The 14682-nt window shown below is 60.7% G+C and carries 12 protein-coding genes and 1 tRNA gene; 8 read left to right on the top strand and 5 right to left on the bottom strand.

Annotated features, from left to right (window positions below):
• Window positions 1–737 precede the first annotated feature (737 nt).
• The 3 genes from RCF49_RS21660 to RCF49_RS21670 all read right to left on the bottom strand — a co-directional run bounded on the left by RCF49_RS21660 (window position 738) and on the right by RCF49_RS21670 (window position 2998).
• On the bottom strand, window positions 738–2180 hold the full coding sequence (locus RCF49_RS21660) for an MFS transporter (protein ID WP_342641856.1): 1443 nt from the start codon (window positions 2178–2180) through the stop codon (window positions 738–740).
• Window positions 2181–2336: 156 nt separating this feature from the next.
• Window positions 2337–2708 carry an ester cyclase gene (locus RCF49_RS21665; protein WP_342641857.1) on the bottom strand — a complete coding sequence of 124 codons (372 nt, stop codon included), beginning with the start codon at window positions 2706–2708 and terminating at the stop codon, window positions 2337–2339.
• A 216-nt stretch (window positions 2709–2924) separates the two neighbouring features.
• Window positions 2925–2998: transfer RNA gene (locus RCF49_RS21670), tRNA-Cys, on the bottom strand.
• 137 nt (window positions 2999–3135) lie between these two features.
• On the opposite strand from RCF49_RS21670, the gene RCF49_RS21675 reads away from it, so the two are divergent.
• Both RCF49_RS21675 and RCF49_RS21680 read left to right on the top strand, forming a co-directional pair.
• Window positions 3136–3579, top strand: a complete 444-nt coding sequence (locus RCF49_RS21675) for a hypothetical protein (RefSeq protein ID WP_342641858.1) — start codon at window positions 3136–3138, stop codon at window positions 3577–3579.
• Window positions 3576–5012 (top strand): glycosyl hydrolase family 28-related protein, encoded by a 1437-nt coding sequence (locus RCF49_RS21680; RefSeq protein WP_342641859.1) that lies wholly within the window; start codon window positions 3576–3578, stop codon window positions 5010–5012. Before RCF49_RS21675 ends, RCF49_RS21680 begins: the two co-directional genes overlap by 4 nt.
• A gap of 34 nt (window positions 5013–5046) precedes the next feature.
• Here RCF49_RS21680 and RCF49_RS21685 read toward each other — a convergent pair whose 3' ends face one another.
• Window positions 5047–6033: a M20/M25/M40 family metallo-hydrolase gene (locus RCF49_RS21685; RefSeq protein WP_342641860.1), complete on the bottom strand. Its 987-nt coding sequence runs from the start codon at window positions 6031–6033 to the stop codon at window positions 5047–5049.
• Between the two features lie 206 nt (window positions 6034–6239).
• Here RCF49_RS21685 and RCF49_RS21690 point away from each other — a divergent pair, with 206 nt between their 5' ends.
• Window positions 6240–7070 (top strand): glycoside hydrolase family 19 protein, encoded by an 831-nt coding sequence (locus RCF49_RS21690; protein WP_342641861.1) that lies wholly within the window; start codon window positions 6240–6242, stop codon window positions 7068–7070.
• A 3-nt stretch (window positions 7071–7073) separates the two neighbouring features.
• Window positions 7074–7457: a hypothetical protein gene (locus RCF49_RS21695; protein WP_342641862.1), complete on the top strand. Its 384-nt coding sequence runs from the start codon at window positions 7074–7076 to the stop codon at window positions 7455–7457.
• Window positions 7458–7615: 158 nt separating this feature from the next.
• Here the strand turns inward: RCF49_RS21695 and RCF49_RS21700 are convergent, their stop codons facing one another.
• Complete coding sequence (locus tag RCF49_RS21700; protein WP_342641863.1) at window positions 7616–7996, bottom strand: low affinity iron permease family protein; 381 nt, start codon at window positions 7994–7996, stop codon at window positions 7616–7618.
• A gap of 262 nt (window positions 7997–8258) precedes the next feature.
• Here RCF49_RS21700 and RCF49_RS21705 point away from each other — a divergent pair, with 262 nt between their 5' ends.
• The 4 genes from RCF49_RS21705 (at window position 8259) to RCF49_RS21720 (ending at window position 14615) form a co-directional block, all read left to right on the top strand.
• Window positions 8259–8927 (top strand): protein-L-isoaspartate O-methyltransferase family protein, encoded by a 669-nt coding sequence (locus RCF49_RS21705; protein ID WP_342641864.1) that lies wholly within the window; start codon window positions 8259–8261, stop codon window positions 8925–8927.
• A gap of 290 nt (window positions 8928–9217) precedes the next feature.
• Window positions 9218–10633: a TolC family outer membrane protein gene (locus RCF49_RS21710; protein ID WP_342641865.1), complete on the top strand. Its 1416-nt coding sequence runs from the start codon at window positions 9218–9220 to the stop codon at window positions 10631–10633.
• 149 nt (window positions 10634–10782) lie between these two features.
• Entirely contained in the window at window positions 10783–11634 is an 852-nt protein-coding gene (locus RCF49_RS21715; protein ID WP_342641866.1) for a DUF2497 domain-containing protein, read from the top strand.
• A 275-nt stretch (window positions 11635–11909) separates the two neighbouring features.
• Window positions 11910–14615 (top strand): valine--tRNA ligase, encoded by a 2706-nt coding sequence (locus RCF49_RS21720; RefSeq protein ID WP_342644262.1) that lies wholly within the window; start codon window positions 11910–11912, stop codon window positions 14613–14615.
• The last annotated feature ends 67 nt before the right edge of the window (window positions 14616–14682 follow it).

The raw sequence follows: 14682 nt of genomic DNA on the forward strand, positions 1-14682 counted from the left end.
CCTTCTTTCTAGCGCTTGACTGGGCCATGAAGAAAAGGCGCCGTCGCCTTGATCGACGAACCATGCGCAAGGCACGGAAAGAGCTCTGATCACCCGATCGCTTACCCGTCAGATCCGCGGCTCAGCAGCCTTGTGTCAAGCCGGTCCGATCGGACGCCTAAAGGCTTGATCTGCGTCATTGAACTGATCTGCGGATGCATAAGAGAAGGTCCGATTGGACCACATCAGCTGCATCAGGTCCGCATAAGGCGACGCCACCCGGGCGTCGGTGTCCGTTTGCTTTGAGCTTCGAAATGAGTGAAGCGCTGGCGTGCAATGCCGCAGACCAGCGCAAATGCCCCTCTCGGATCTCTCCGCAGGGGTGACTCACGGTCTCAGTGAGCCCAGGGAGCATCCGGTACAGATTGAGGATGAGGATCCTGAGTGACCGGTTCGTGCAGCGACGGCTCGTGAGGCGTCACGATTGCGGGTCCAAGGGGTGCGGCTTCAACTGAAGGTACTACGGTCGGCTGAGGCGCTGGCGTGGAATCGTGGTGTCCGCCGAAGATATTGTCTAATGCATCTCCGAGAAATTTGAAGGGGAGTAAGGCTGCCATTCTCGATCTCCAAATAAGTATCTGAAATCGATAAGCAGGATAAGACACAGTATTTGATCAATAACTAACGAATTGGCTCGATATGTTGTTATTCATCTATCGATTTCATTGCTCTCGAGGCATTGGCGCTGCCAATCCGCTTCATCTCCAGCTCAAGGGCCTGGCGACCTCTTCGAGGGGTTTGCGCTCCGCAGCCACCCCATAAGCCAGTGTGACGACAGCAGCGATGAGCATGAGCGCCGCACCCGACAGATAGCCAATAAGCACCTGATCGCGCGAACCACTTTCGATCAGAAGGCTGAAGATCCAGGGCGAAACGGCGCCCAGCAGCGTTCCCAAGGCATAGAAGATCGCAATTGCGAGCGCCCGCATCTCCAGCGGGAAATTCTCGGCGGCCGTGAGATAGGCTGCGCTGGCGGCCGCGCTGGCGAAGAAAAAAGTGATGCTCCAGCACAGGGTCTGCGTGGTCGCGGTCAGCAACTCGGCCTGGAACGCCAAGCCGGTCGCCGCGAGCAGCAAGCCAGACACCGTATAGGTCAGCATGATCATCGGCCGCCGTCCCCAGCTGTCGAATAGGCGACCCAGCAGCAGCGGCCCCAGCACATTTCCGGCCGCAAAAGGCAGAATGTAATAGCCGACATCGGCGCTCGGCACCGCATAGAAGTCCGTCAGCATCATCGCATAGGTGAAGAAGACCGCATTGTAGAAGAAGGCCTGCGCCGCCATCAGCACCAGGCAATAGAATGTCCGCTTGGGATAATCGCGAAACAGCGTGGTGAACACTTCGCTCATCGGCGTTGAACGGCGAGGGCGGACATGGGCTTCGCTCGGCTGGATCGGCGCGAGGCGATGGCCTTCGGCTTCTACCCGCCGCTCGATGGCCTCGATGACACGCTCGGCCTCATGGGCACGGCCATGGGTGGCGAGCCAGCGGGGGCTCTCAGGGAGAAAGCGGCGAAGCCAGAGGACGACGAGGCCGATCGCTGCGCCGCCGAAAAAGGAGATACGCCACCCATATTCGGGATCGATGACATCGGGATCGAGCAGCAGGATCGAGGCTCCGCTCGCCAGTGCCGCGCCGACCCAGAAGCTGCCATTGATGACGAGATCGGTCCAGCCGCGCCGGCGCGCCGGGATGAGCTCCTGGATGGCGGAATTGATGGCCGAATATTCCCCGCCGATGCCTGCCCCGGTCAGGAAGCGCATGAGGGCGAAACTCGTCAGATCCCAGGTGAAGGCCGTGCCGAGCGTTGCTAATAGGTAAAGAGCGAGCGTGATCGAGAACAGTCGCTTGCGTCCCCAGCGGTCGGTCAGCCAGCCGAAGAACAAAGCGCCCGTGACCGCGCCGATGAGATAGGCCGAGTTGGCAAAACCCACGTCCGACGCCGAGAATTGCAGCACCGGGCTTTCGCGCAATGCGCCCGCAACCGATCCGGCGAGCGTGACTTCCAACCCGTCAAGTATCCAGGTGATGCCGAGCGCGACGACGACCAGCCAGTGAAAGCGGCTCCAGGGCAGACGGTCGAGCCGGCGCGGAATAGCCGTGGCAATATGCGCGTTTCCGGCGATCGCAGAGCCCCCCATTTCTCAAGCCATGGAAAGGTACAGACTAGCGCCTCGCCAGGGAGTATCAAGCTTGCCGCACCCGCGCAGGCTCAGGCGCCAGATCGCTGTAGCCGCGTCCGATCGGGCGAGGAGCACTATGTTGGGCGCGCGCCAGCCTTCGACATAGGCCGCGTGCTACTGACGGTAGTCGAATGGCGTGTCGCTCAAAAGCCAGAACTCGGCGATCTTGCCATCGCGCAAATGATAAAAATAGATCGCCTCGGTCGCTATTGGCGTGTTCGCGGGCAGCAAGGTGCAACTGAAAATAAAGCGGATTGCGAACTTGTCCTGCTCAGCGATGATGTCTGCAATGTCGTAAACAGGCGCGCCGAACTTCCCAACGTCACGCTGCAGACGCGCCACAATATCTTCAAACCCGAGTGTTTGCTCGCGGTGATGCCCGATCACGTCGCGACGGTAGAACCGCTCGACGGCCTGATCATCAAATGTCCTCCAGACTTCATCCATTAAGCGCGTAGCGAAGTCGCGAACTTCTTGCGGTGTCATTTTAGACCTGCCTCGCTGCCGTGGTTGCTAGAGCTAACTCGGTAGCAATCTTGGCATGAAATCGGCTCATGGCACATGCCGAAGCGGTTTTGGATTTTCTATTGCAGGAGAACGGATAGGCCCGCTTGGCCCGGAGATGGCGGGAATCAGGAGAGGATGCCTGCTCATGTTGCCTATTGGCACAGACCGCAGGGCTGAGTGCAAGATATGGCAGGTTGGAGGCCTCGTCCGGAATCGAACCGGAGTAAACGGATTTGCAGTCCGGTGCATCACCACTCTGCCACGAGGCCGTCGACGGGATATCTATCACAGAAGTGCGCCCGCGCAAGATCGCAATCCGCCAGCGCGGTGATGAGATGCGGATAAGGCGGCTCGATGTCGTGTTCGTCCGGCGAACTCCTCGGGAACTTCGGCATATCGCCAGCAAATGGCCGAACTAATCCCCGGCTCTTGGCGTGGCGCTATGATCGAGGCCATCAAGACCATTGGTGAGAAGATGATGGCCGGATGGGCAACAAAAGACTACGCGCTGATATCGGGCGATGACTGGCGCCAGGAGATCGTGCTGGTGGATGCCCATGAGGCACCGATCAACCTCACCGGCTTCACCATCACCCTGGCGCTTGATTGGCCGGGCGGGCACCTGGAGCTTGGGGAAGGCGAGGGGATCACCATCCATGCGGCGCAGGGCACCATCGTGCTGGCCCTGACGCCTGAGGAGACACGGGCGCTGCCGAGAGGCCGGCTCACGAGATACCAGCTCAGGCTCACCACCCCCTTCGATCCGCCGCTGAGCCTCGCTGAGGGCCTGCGCACCTATCTGCGCGGCTTCCTCGTGGTGAAGCCCGCCCTATTCGAGGCCGACCAATGACCACCATCCTGCAAGTGATCGAAGGCGAAACGCGCCTTGCCGTCTCCGGCAATCTGTTCGAGGCCGGCCGTCTGCCCAATGCCAGGATGTGGCGGGCGAGGGGAGACGGCGAGAGCGATGACACCGACCGGCTGCAGGCGGCGATCACCGCCTGCCTTGCCAATGGCGATCCTCTCTATATCCCGCCGGGCATCTATCCCATCTCGGCGCCCTTAGTGGTCGACAAGCCTTGCGCGCATATCTTCGGTGCGGTGCCGGTGCTGACCGCCGGCATCGTCAATCCGGGCGTCTATGACAACAGCCACCGGCTGACGACGCTCAAGGCCGCAAGCAGCTTTACCGGCGCCATGATCCATGTGCCCCAGGATGGGGTGAGCGATGAGGCGCGCCGCAACCTCATCTTCCGCAACCTTCTCTTCCTTGGCGATGAGGCGGCACGCCAGCGCGGCATCTGGATCGAGGGCGGCTGCAAATTCCCGAGCATCGAGGGCTGCGGCTTCCGCGGCATCGGCCTCGAGGCGATCCGCAATGACCAGGGCCAGGTCTTGCTGCTGCGCGATGTCTATGTGAACCGCGGCTATATGGCCGGCGTCGATTTCTCGGGCGCACCGCTCACCGACTATGCCGGCGTGATCTACAACAACCGGCCCGATGCCCTGTTCGATAATGTGCATGCCGGCCATTCAGGCCCCAATGACAGTCAATCGGGGCTGATTGCGTCGTTCCTCATGGGGCCGGTCTCCAATTGCCGCATGGACAATTGCGTGGCCGAGAATGCCGATCTCGGCTGCCTGTGGCAGGGCAATGCCGGGCTGATCGGCAATTGCCGCTTCGAGCTCTGCGGCAAGGAAGGTCTGGTGATGGCGGGGCAAAGGAACCAGATCACCAATGCGAGCTTCGGCATCACCCTGTCGAGCCGCCAGGAGGGCGCCTATGACGCACTGCGGGTGACGGGATCTCAGAACCTGTTCGTGAACCTGAGCCTCAATACCACTGCAGGCCGGGTGCGCCACTTCATCAATGACGAGACCAATGTGCCGGCGCATCTGCGCAACCAATATGCGGCGATCTTCACGGCGAACCAGAGTGCCTTAATCCCGCGCATTGCCGAGCGCATCATTGCCAAGACCGGGGCGGGCAGCCAGATCGGCTATGCGGGCTCGCCCGGCTGGACCAACTTCTTCGACGCGAGCGGCAGCGACGGCGCGATCAATGTGGATGGCGTCTCAGCGCTGAACTTCGCACCGCCCGCCATGATCACCAATCTCGTGAACGGAGTGGACGGGCAGGTGGTGCGGCTGCAGGCCTCGGCCGCCACCACCTATGCGCATGGCACCGGCAACCTGCGCCTGCAATCCGGCACAAACCGAGCCGTGGCGGCCAATGTGGTGGTGTCCTTCATCCGCCGCGGCGGGGTGTGGTATGAGGTTTAGGTGGCGGATGGGGATCGTCGGGCGAGCTTTTTCCTCATAGCTGGAGCAACCCAGCCGTCAGTCCAGCGCAAACAGAGGCAAGGAACGCAAGATCCAAAGTTTCGAGCCGGTCGTTTGCCGTGTGATAGTTCGGGTTGCGCAGGTTGGCCGTATCCGTAATCATGAGCGCGTTATAGCTCTCGTCCCAAAATGAAGCATGATCACTACGGCGAGTATCGGGGATCAAGTGTCCGCCATTCGGCACCGGCAACCACTCGCAGGGCACAAACCTGCGCATGGAGCGGACAATCTGCCAAACTGTCGGTAACCCACGCAGATTTCCAATCACAGCAATGAAATCACCGCGATCAGGATAGAAGTAGCTCAGTCCTGGTGGATACTTCTGAGAGCCTCGGCGAGTATCTCTATACCCGATCATTTCCAGTGATACCATGAAGGCAAGAGGTTCATTCCGAGACTTTATATTTTGCGCGTAGGCACGACTGCCGCCGCGGTCAGCTTCTTCAGCGTCGAACGCCACGAGGCGGAGCGGACTGCGGGCCGGTTCCATAGAAAAGGCTCTGGCCAGTTCTAGAAGGACAGCGATCGCTGAGCCGTTGTCATCAGCCCCTGGTGAGCCTGGTACGGCGTCGTAGTGGGCGCCGACGAGAATAAAGTCGCCGTCTTGTTGACCGGGAAGATTCAAAATGAGGTTCTCGTGCAGCCGATCCCGATGCTTGAATTGGTGGACTTCGACACTGCCGAACCTGGAAAACTGCTGAGTGATATATGCTCTGACGGCGGAATACCCCTCTGGCGCCTGTTGGGAGTCGCGCTCACGGACTACATTCTTGAGATGTTCAGTGAGACGCTGCTGGAGTGCGATCAAAGCCTGATCCCGTTGCGCAGATAGCGAGGAGCCCGCAAGCGATTGACCCTGATTGTCCTCTGCTCTGTACCATAGAGAGGGCACAGCCAATCCGGCTGCAATAGCACCGCCAACTGCCACGGAAAATCGGCGTCGGGTTAGTTTGTTACCCATATTTTCTCTCCGCTGCTGTCCTATCCGCCAGGATCAGAATTCCGAAACTGCACGCGACCGAGTCCTTTGGACCGGCTCGAGAGGTCGGATGTGCTCCTTTGTCCCTGCACCCCATCCAACCGTTGGAAGCGGCGGTTGCAGGACCGCCGCCTGAGCACTGGCCGTGAATGGGCTTCCCCATCTATGCGAATGCTTGGGAGTGAATCATGACCATCAACCGCGAGACATTCTTCGCCTATGTGCGCCGGGCACCGTTCGGCGGCAGGCTGACCCAGCAGCAGGTGGACGGGCTCAATGCCATCCTCGGCGCTTGGCAGGCCTGGCCCGACAATAAGGACCCGCGCCATCTCGCCTATATCCTGGCCACGGTGCATCACGAAACCGGCGGCATGTTCGCTCCCGTGCGCGAGGGCTTTGCCAGAACCGATGCGGCGGCCCGCAAGATCGTGGCAAAGCGCGCCTATGGCAAGCCGCAAGCCAATGGCCAGGTCTATTACGGCCGCGGCTTCGTCCAGCTCACCTGGCTCGACAATTACAAGCGCATGGGCGAGCTGCTTGGGCTCGATCTGGTCGGCAAGCCCGATCTCGCCTTGGAGCTCGATATCTCGACGAAGATCCTCCTCGAGGGCATGGCACGGGGCCTGTTCACCGGCAAGAAGCTGGCGGACTATTTCAATGCCTCGATGGATGATCCGATCGGTGCCCGCCGCATCGTCAACGGCACCGATAAGGCCAAGCTGATTGCGGGTTATCACCGGAATTTTCTTGATGCGATCGCGGCGGCGGAGCAGGCAGCTGGCGTGGTCGTGCCCCCGCCCGTCGATGTGAGCCCGACAGCCGCCGCACCTGACGGGCGGCCGCTGGTGAAGGACGCCACCCTCTGGACGGGCCTCACCTCGGCCGCGGGCGGCGTGCTCACCGGCATTCTCGGCGCGCTCGATAATCCCTGGGCGCTGGCGGGTTTTGCCATCGTGGTGATGGCGCTGGTGATCCTCATCATGAAGCGCAAGGATCTGCGCTATCGCTTTGGAGCCTGAGTGATGTTCGCGATCGTGACGTGGCTGTTCAGCTGGCTCGCCAGCGGACCACTCGACCGTATTCTCTCGTCCATCGACCATAAGGTGGACAACGAGACCGAGCGCGAGCGGATCAGGACGGAGGTGGTTGCCGAGTACCTGAAGGCACAGGCGGCGATCAGCACCGGCCGGGGCTGGTGGTTCCCGCTGCTGTTCCTGGTACCGGCGGGCTCATGGTTCGCGGCCGTGTGCGTCTATTCGATCCTGTGGTGCCGGGCTTGCGCCTTTCCGCAAGACTGGAGCATCGCAGCCCTGCCGCCGCCGCTCGATGAATGGATGGGGGCTATCGTGGCGTCGCTGTTCATTGGGAAGATCGGCGGTGAGTTGGTGGCGCGGTTGCGCAGATAGAGTTGCATCGCGGGGGCTCGGCATTAGAGAGCCGCGTCGGGAGCGCCATGCTTCTCGAATTTCCGCGCAAGCTGGACGGAAAAGGCCAATGTCATTCAATTGACATCTGCTCGCCATAACGGCGGTCAACAAACCATGTCCCACGGTATTGCGCGGTATCAACGTGAGATTCTCTTGCGGACGTGGTTCTGCGCTGCCCGCTCGCAGCGCTTCCGGAACTCTTCCACCTCGTCATCGCTCAGATGCTCGATTCCAATGAATTGATTTCTGCCATGGCCCGCGCGGATGATTTCATCGAGCTTGGCCTGAATGGCCGCACCGTCCCGATTCTGTGTGTTCTGAATGAGAAACACCATGAGGAACGTCACGATTGTGGTGCTGGTATTGATGATCAGCTGCCAGGTATCGGAAAAGCCCATGAGGGGCCCGGTGACCGCCCACAGGATGATGACTAAGCAGCAACAGATGAAGGTGATGGGCTTGCCGGCTGCGGTTGCGACCGCATTGGCGATTGCCGCGAAGTGATGGCTGAGATCCATTGAGAGACTTTAAGCGCCTCCTTTACGCTCCTCAGCGGCCTCGGATGCATCCTCGGGCCCTTCTCCATAATCTCAATCCAATCTGGCGAGATTCGGTTCCCTCGCCCCGCCAACTGCACGGTGCCTGTTGGCAGAAAGCCTGGACTGCTGGCAGATTTCGCGGGTGCGGCGCGAATATCGGTTGGCGTCGGAAAGGCCTTCCGGTATTCCTGTCTTCACGGGGAATTCTGAACATCGAAGCTGAACAAACTGAGAAGCGCCTATGACGATCGACTATGCGACCAAGCGGAAGATTATGGTGGAGTCGCAGTTGCGTCCGAACGGTGTGACGGATTCCAGGATCACCACCGCGATGCTGGAACTTCCGCGTGAACTCTTCGTTGCCGCGGCCCGCCAGCCATTGGCCTATATCGATGAGGACGTGGCGATCTCCGATGGCGCGAATGCGCGTTACCTCCTGGAGCCGATGGTCTTTGCTCGGCTCGTTCAGTTGGCCGAAATAGGCGCGGGCGATGTGATCCTCGATATCGGCTGTGGTTATGGCTATTCGAGCGCGGTTTTGGCCCGGCTCGGCCAGTCGGTGGTCGGACTCGACGACAATCCGCAATTCGTTTCCGACGGCACTGAGCGGCTTGCTCAGGCCGGTGTGGCAAATGTTGTGCTGGTGGAAGGCGCCCTGAACGAAGGCTATCCCGCCGAGGCGCCTTACGACGTGATCGTCATCAATGGTCAAATCGCGGAAGTCCCGCAGAACATCCTGTCGCAACTGAGGAATGGTGGCCGGCTGGTTGCGGTGATCGACAATGGGCCAATTGGAAAAGCTACCTTGTTCACCGTCAATAATGGCGCCGTAAGTCAGCGTATTGCCTTCGATGCTTCGGCAGCAAGACTTGCGGGCTTTGAGAAAAAGGTGCCGGCTTTTACCTTTTAGTTTTTAGAGTTTGTGCTTTCGGGGAGATCAGGGGCTCGATTCTGCTTCAGAGATCTGAGGTTCGGCTGGGGTTCATTTTTTAGCGATGTATTAACCATGTTGGTCGAAACATGGTGACGAAAGTGGAGAACGCGTCGGGGGTCAAGGCTCCCCTACGCCGGTCGGTTGTCGGTTGAGTGGATCGGTGTCGGGTTGTCTTGCGGCTTTATGCCGGCGGTAGAGGTGGTGAGATGGCTTTAGATGCGCACCTTGTGCGGTCAGTTGAGAGGGGCTCTAGTGGCGTCGGTCAGATGAGGCGGGCAGCCGGAGCGCGACGCTGCGGCCTCCGCGTCACCTTGTTCATGGCGGTGGCAATCCCCCTGACGCTCGCAACTTCCCTTGCCTCAGCTGAGACATTGCGCGAAGCGCTGGCGAAAGCCTATACCAGCAATCCGACGCTGCTTGCCCAGCGGGCTCAGCAACGGGCCACCGATGAAAACGTGCCGCAAGCATTGTCTGGCTGGCGTCCGACCGTGGTCGCCAGTGGAAACTATGGCTACACCGATGTTAGAACGAAGATCAGAGGTCCGGCGGCCGCAGGCGGCGGTATAACCACCTCCTCACGTGATCCCGGGCAGTTCAATATTCAGCTGCAGCAGCCCATCTTCAGCGGTTTTCAGACCATCAACCAGACCCGCCGTGCCGAGGCTCAAGTACGCCAGGCGCGCGGTGCCCTGGCGACAACCGAGCAGCAGGTGCTTTTTTCCGCCGTCCAAGCCTATATGTTCGTGATCCGCGACCGCCGCATTCTCGACCTCCGGCGCAAGAACGTGCAGGCCCTGCAAGAGGAATTGCGCTCGGCCCAGGCCCGCTTCGAGGTTGGCGACAATACACGAACCGATGTCGCGCAATCACAGGCCCGGTTGGCCCAGGCACAATCGGATCTAACGACAGCCGAGGCCAATCTGGCGATCAGTGTTGGTCAATATATTCAGATCATCGGCCAAGCGCCAGGCAGCCTCGTCTTTCCAGACACCGCCAACCATCTTTTGCCTAAGAGCATCGACGGCGCCATCGAGCTTGCCGAGCTGAACAACCCGAACGTCATCACGGCAGAGTTCAATGAGAAGCAGCAAGGTTTTCAGGTCGATGTACTGATCGGCAATCTTCTGCCTAATGCGAACCTTGTTGCAGGTTACAACTACGGTGCAAACCAGCAGGACAGTGTGGCCTGGAGCGAGTCCTTCACTGTGCTTGGCGAGGTGAACGTGCCGATTTATCAAGGTGGCGGTGAATATGCGGCCGTCCGGCAGGCCAAGCAGCTTCGCAATCAGGCGCGCGTGCAAATCGCAGAGACACGCCGCAGTGTGCGCGAGGCGGTGGTACGGGCTTGGAACGCTGTCGTCGCGGCGCGCGATACCATTTCATCCGCTCAAGAAGCGGTCCGGGCGCAACGGTTGGCCTATGAAGGGGTGAGGCTCGAGGCGCAGGCGGGCACGCGCACGACACTCGACGTGCTGAATGCCGAGCAGGAGCTCTTCCAGGCGCAGGTCAGCCTCGTTGAGGCCGAGGTGAATACGGTGGTTGCGAGCTATCAGCTTCTCCAGGCCGTGGGTCGCTTGAATGCCATCGATCTCAAACTGCCCGTGCAAATCTACGATCCGACAATCTATTACAACAAGGTCCGCGATCTGTGGTTCGGCTTGAAGACCCCGAGCCCGGAATAAGGTCCTGGCCGTTTTCCACTACTCTGATGGGGCAAGCACCGAGCCGTGTTTGCCCCATCATTCATTTTAGGGGATTCTAGGACCGAAGACGCTGATTCGCGGCTCCCGTGGAGCGCGAGGTGGAATGGTGCAGAACATGCGGTCCTCCGATGAGTAAGCCCGATCAGTTGGATGAGCCGTCGATGGAAGAGATCCTTGCCTCGATCCGCAAGGCCATCGACGAGGATAGTCGCTTCGCCGGAGAGGCACCCATCACCGGGCAGACCCGCCCGGCGTCCGGCCGAAATATGGCTATCGAAGTCCCTCGCAAGACGGACCAGCCGGCGCGTGAGCTTGCGAGCCCCGGCCTTGCGGAAACTGCGCGGGGGAAGCCTGAGCCGGCAGATCGTCTGGCCGATGATGTGCTTGAGCTTACCCGCGCGACCCGCCCGCCATCAGGCGCAGCTGGGGGTGAAAAGCCCGTGCCGCAGCAGCCGAAGCGCGATGCCGCAGTCGATCGGGTGAGCGTGTTGCGCCCGGCCTTCGGATCGCGAGCGAATGATGCACCTGCTCCGTCGGGGAAGGATGTTGCGCCCGCGGAGAGTGCCGCGCCTGAGCTTTTGGAATCGACCAGCGGTGAACTGAGAGACGTCAAGGCGGTTGGGTCCACGCCGGAGCCCCGCCGCGTAGAGGGAGGAGCCACCATGGCAACGAGCCCTGGCAACGGAGCTGCGACGGGCGCGGCTGATCATGTAAGTACGGGCAGGGCAGAGGCTTCGGTGAAACCGCCTGCTGGCATGGTACCGCGGGCCGACATCGAGGCGGTTGTCACTGCGGCCTTCGAGAAATTGAATGGGCAGATCGCGGAAACCCGCCGGCGGGCTACCCCGACTTTGGAAGACCTCGCCAAAGATCTTATGCGTCCAGTCATCAAGGAATGGCTCGACGAGAATCTCGCACCCATCGTGGAGCGGCTCGTCCAGGAAGAGATCGAGCGGGTGACGCGCCGTCACGGGCTCTAGGCTGAGCGGAGTTCTTGTCCGGTGCGGGCAAACAGCTGAACCCGTGCCGGCTCTGTGAGAGGCTCGTGCTCCGGTTGACCGGCGCATCCGGGGCAACACAGCCGTGTCTTGTCTTCTGCTCTGGGCTTTCGCATCCGCCTGGATGACGCAGTCGCTCGCCGATTTCTTGCATGAGCGGCATCAACTGCTATTAAGAAGCCGATTTGCAGCGATGTGCCCCGGAGTCGCGTTCCGGGGCCATGGCTGTTCTGTCTTTTGAACTGACGAGAGGCGTGATGCTCGAGAAGCACTACAGACCGCAAGATGTCGAGGCACGGATCTATGCGGCGTGGGAGAGCAGTGGCGCATTCCGGCCGAGCGGCAAGCCGGGCGCTGAGGCCTATTCGATCGTCATTCCGCCGCCGAATGTGACCGGCTCGCTCCATATGGGGCACGCCCTCAACAACACCATCCAGGACATTCTTGCCCGGTTCAATCGGATGCGCGGCAAGGACGTGCTCTGGCAGCCAGGCATGGATCATGCCGGCATCGCAACCCAGATGGTTGTCGAGCGTCAGCTCCAGGAGCGCCAGGAGCCGTCTCGCTGGGAAATGGGCCGTGACGCATTTATCGAACGCGTCTGGGAGTGGAAGGCGGTCTCCGGCGGCAACATCATCAATCAGCTCAAGCGGCTGGGCGCCTCCTGCGACTGGAGCCGCGAGCGCTTCACCATGGACGAGGGACTATCCCGCGCCGTCGTCAAGGTCTTCGTGCAGCTCTATCGGGAAGGCCTGATCTACAAGGACAAGCGCCTGGTCAATTGGGACCCCAAATTCCTGACCGCGATCTCTGATCTCGAGGTGATGTCGGTCGAGACCAAAGGGCATCTCTGGCATTTCAAATACCCGATCATGGGTGAGCCCGGCCGGTTCATCACCGTCGCCACCACCCGGCCGGAAACCATGCTGGGTGATTCCGGCATTGCCGTGCATCCCGATGACGAGCGCTATCACGACCTCGTGGGCAAATTTGCTGTTCTGCCCCTGGTTGGCCGCAAGCTGCCGATCGTTGCCGACGATTATGCCGATCCGACGCAAGGCTCAGGCGCGGTCAAGATCACCCCGGCCCACGACTTCAATGATTTCGAGGTCGGCAAGCGGCACAATCTGCGTCAGATCAATATCTTCGATGAGCACGCCCGCCTCGATCTGGAGGCGAACCAGGAATTCCTGCGTGACCTCACGACCACGGACGAGCTCGCGGAAACGCTTCAATGGCATCGTCTGGGCCGCTTCGACGCGCGCAAGCGTGTCGTCGAGCGCATGGAAGCTCTCGGCCTTGTGGACAAGATCGAGGACCATGTTCACATGGTGCCCTATGGCGATCGCTCCAACGAGGTCATCGAGCCCTTCTTGACTGAGCAATGGTATGTGGACGCGGCAACTCTTGCCAAGCCGGCCATTGCCGCCGTCGAGAGCGGCAAGACTCGCTTCGTGCCTCAGAACTGGGCGAAGACCTATTTCGATTGGATGCACAACATCCAGCCTTGGTGCATATCCCGCCAGCTCTGGTGGGGCCATCAGATCCCGGCCTGGTATGGCCCCGATGGCGAGATCTTCGTGGCCGAGACTGAGGAAGATGCACTCGATGCGGCCGAGAGCTTTTATGACAGCCGGGTCGCCTTGACCCGCGATCCCGATGTGCTCGACACTTGGTTCTCATCCGCCCTCTGGCCATTCTCGACCCTCGGCTGGCCAGATCAGACGCCTGAACTGAAGCAGTTTTATCCCACCAGCGTTCTGGTGACCGGCTTCGATATCATCTTCTTCTGGGTGGCCCGCATGATGATGATGGGCCTGCACTTCATGAAGGAGGTACCCTTCGGAGACGTCTATATCCACGGCATCGTGCGTGATGAGCGCGGACAGAAGATGTCGAAATCCAAGGGCAATGTCGTCGACCCCCTGGAGCTGATGGACGAATTTGGCGCCGATGCTTTGCGCTTCACCATGGCCGCTCTGGCAACGCCGGGCCGCGACGTGAAGCCATCGAAGGCCCGCATTGAAGGCTACCGCAATTTCGCAACCAAGCTGTGGAACGCGGCGCGCTTTTGCGAGATGAACGAGTGCCGCAGGCAGCCGGACTTCGACCCTCATGCGGTTCGCGAGCCCGTCAATCGCTGGATCATTGGCGAGGCCAATCGTGTCGCCAAGGCCATCACCTCAGCCATCGAGCAATACCGCGTCAATGACGGTGCCCTCGCCAGCTACCAATTCGTCTGGAACGTGTTCTGCGACTGGTATCTCGAGCTCATCAAGCCCCTTTTGTCGGGTGATGATGCCGGCGCGAAGGCGGAAACCAGGGCGACCGCAGCCTATGTGCTCGACCACATCGTCACCATCCTGCACCCGTTCATGCCCTTCGTGACGGAGGAGCTCTGGCAGCGCCTGAGCGAGATGGGCAAGCCGCGCCAGGCCATGCTGATGGTAAGCCCTTGGCCCAGCCTTGAGGCGCCGGAGGATGCTGCGGCAGATGCGGAACTCGGCTGGGTGATCCGCCTCATCAGCGAGATCCGGTCGCTGCGCTCGGAGATGAACGTGCCGGCGGGGGCCAAGCTGCCTTGCGTCATCACCGGAGCCGATGACGAGATCCGGCGACGGGCACGATCCTGGCGGGCGGAAATCATGCGCCTTGCGCGCCTCGAGAGCCTTGATCTCACCGATGCCATGCCCTCCGGTGCGGCCCAGATCGTGCTGGGCGAGGTCACCGTCGGCCTGCCGCTTGCCGGCGTGATCGATCTAGGTGCCGAGCAGCAGCGGCTGACCAAGGAACTCGCCAAGCTGCGCGATGAGATCCGCAAGATCGACGCGAAACTTGGCAATGACGCCTTCATCGCCAAGGCCCCGGAACATGTGGTCGAGGAGCAGCGCGAGCGCCGCGCCGAAGCGGAACTTGTGGCAGCCAAGACCGAGGCCGCGCTCAACCGGCTTCAAGCGATGTAACAACCCTTAGGATACCGAAGGACTGCCGGGGAGCCTCACCGCCGCGGGCTCCCGCAGGCGCGCCGGC

Source organism: Rhodoligotrophos sp. CJ14, assembly GCF_038811545.1.
In the GTDB taxonomy this organism is placed as follows: domain Bacteria; phylum Pseudomonadota; class Alphaproteobacteria; order Rhizobiales; family Im1; genus Rhodoligotrophos; species Rhodoligotrophos ferricapiens.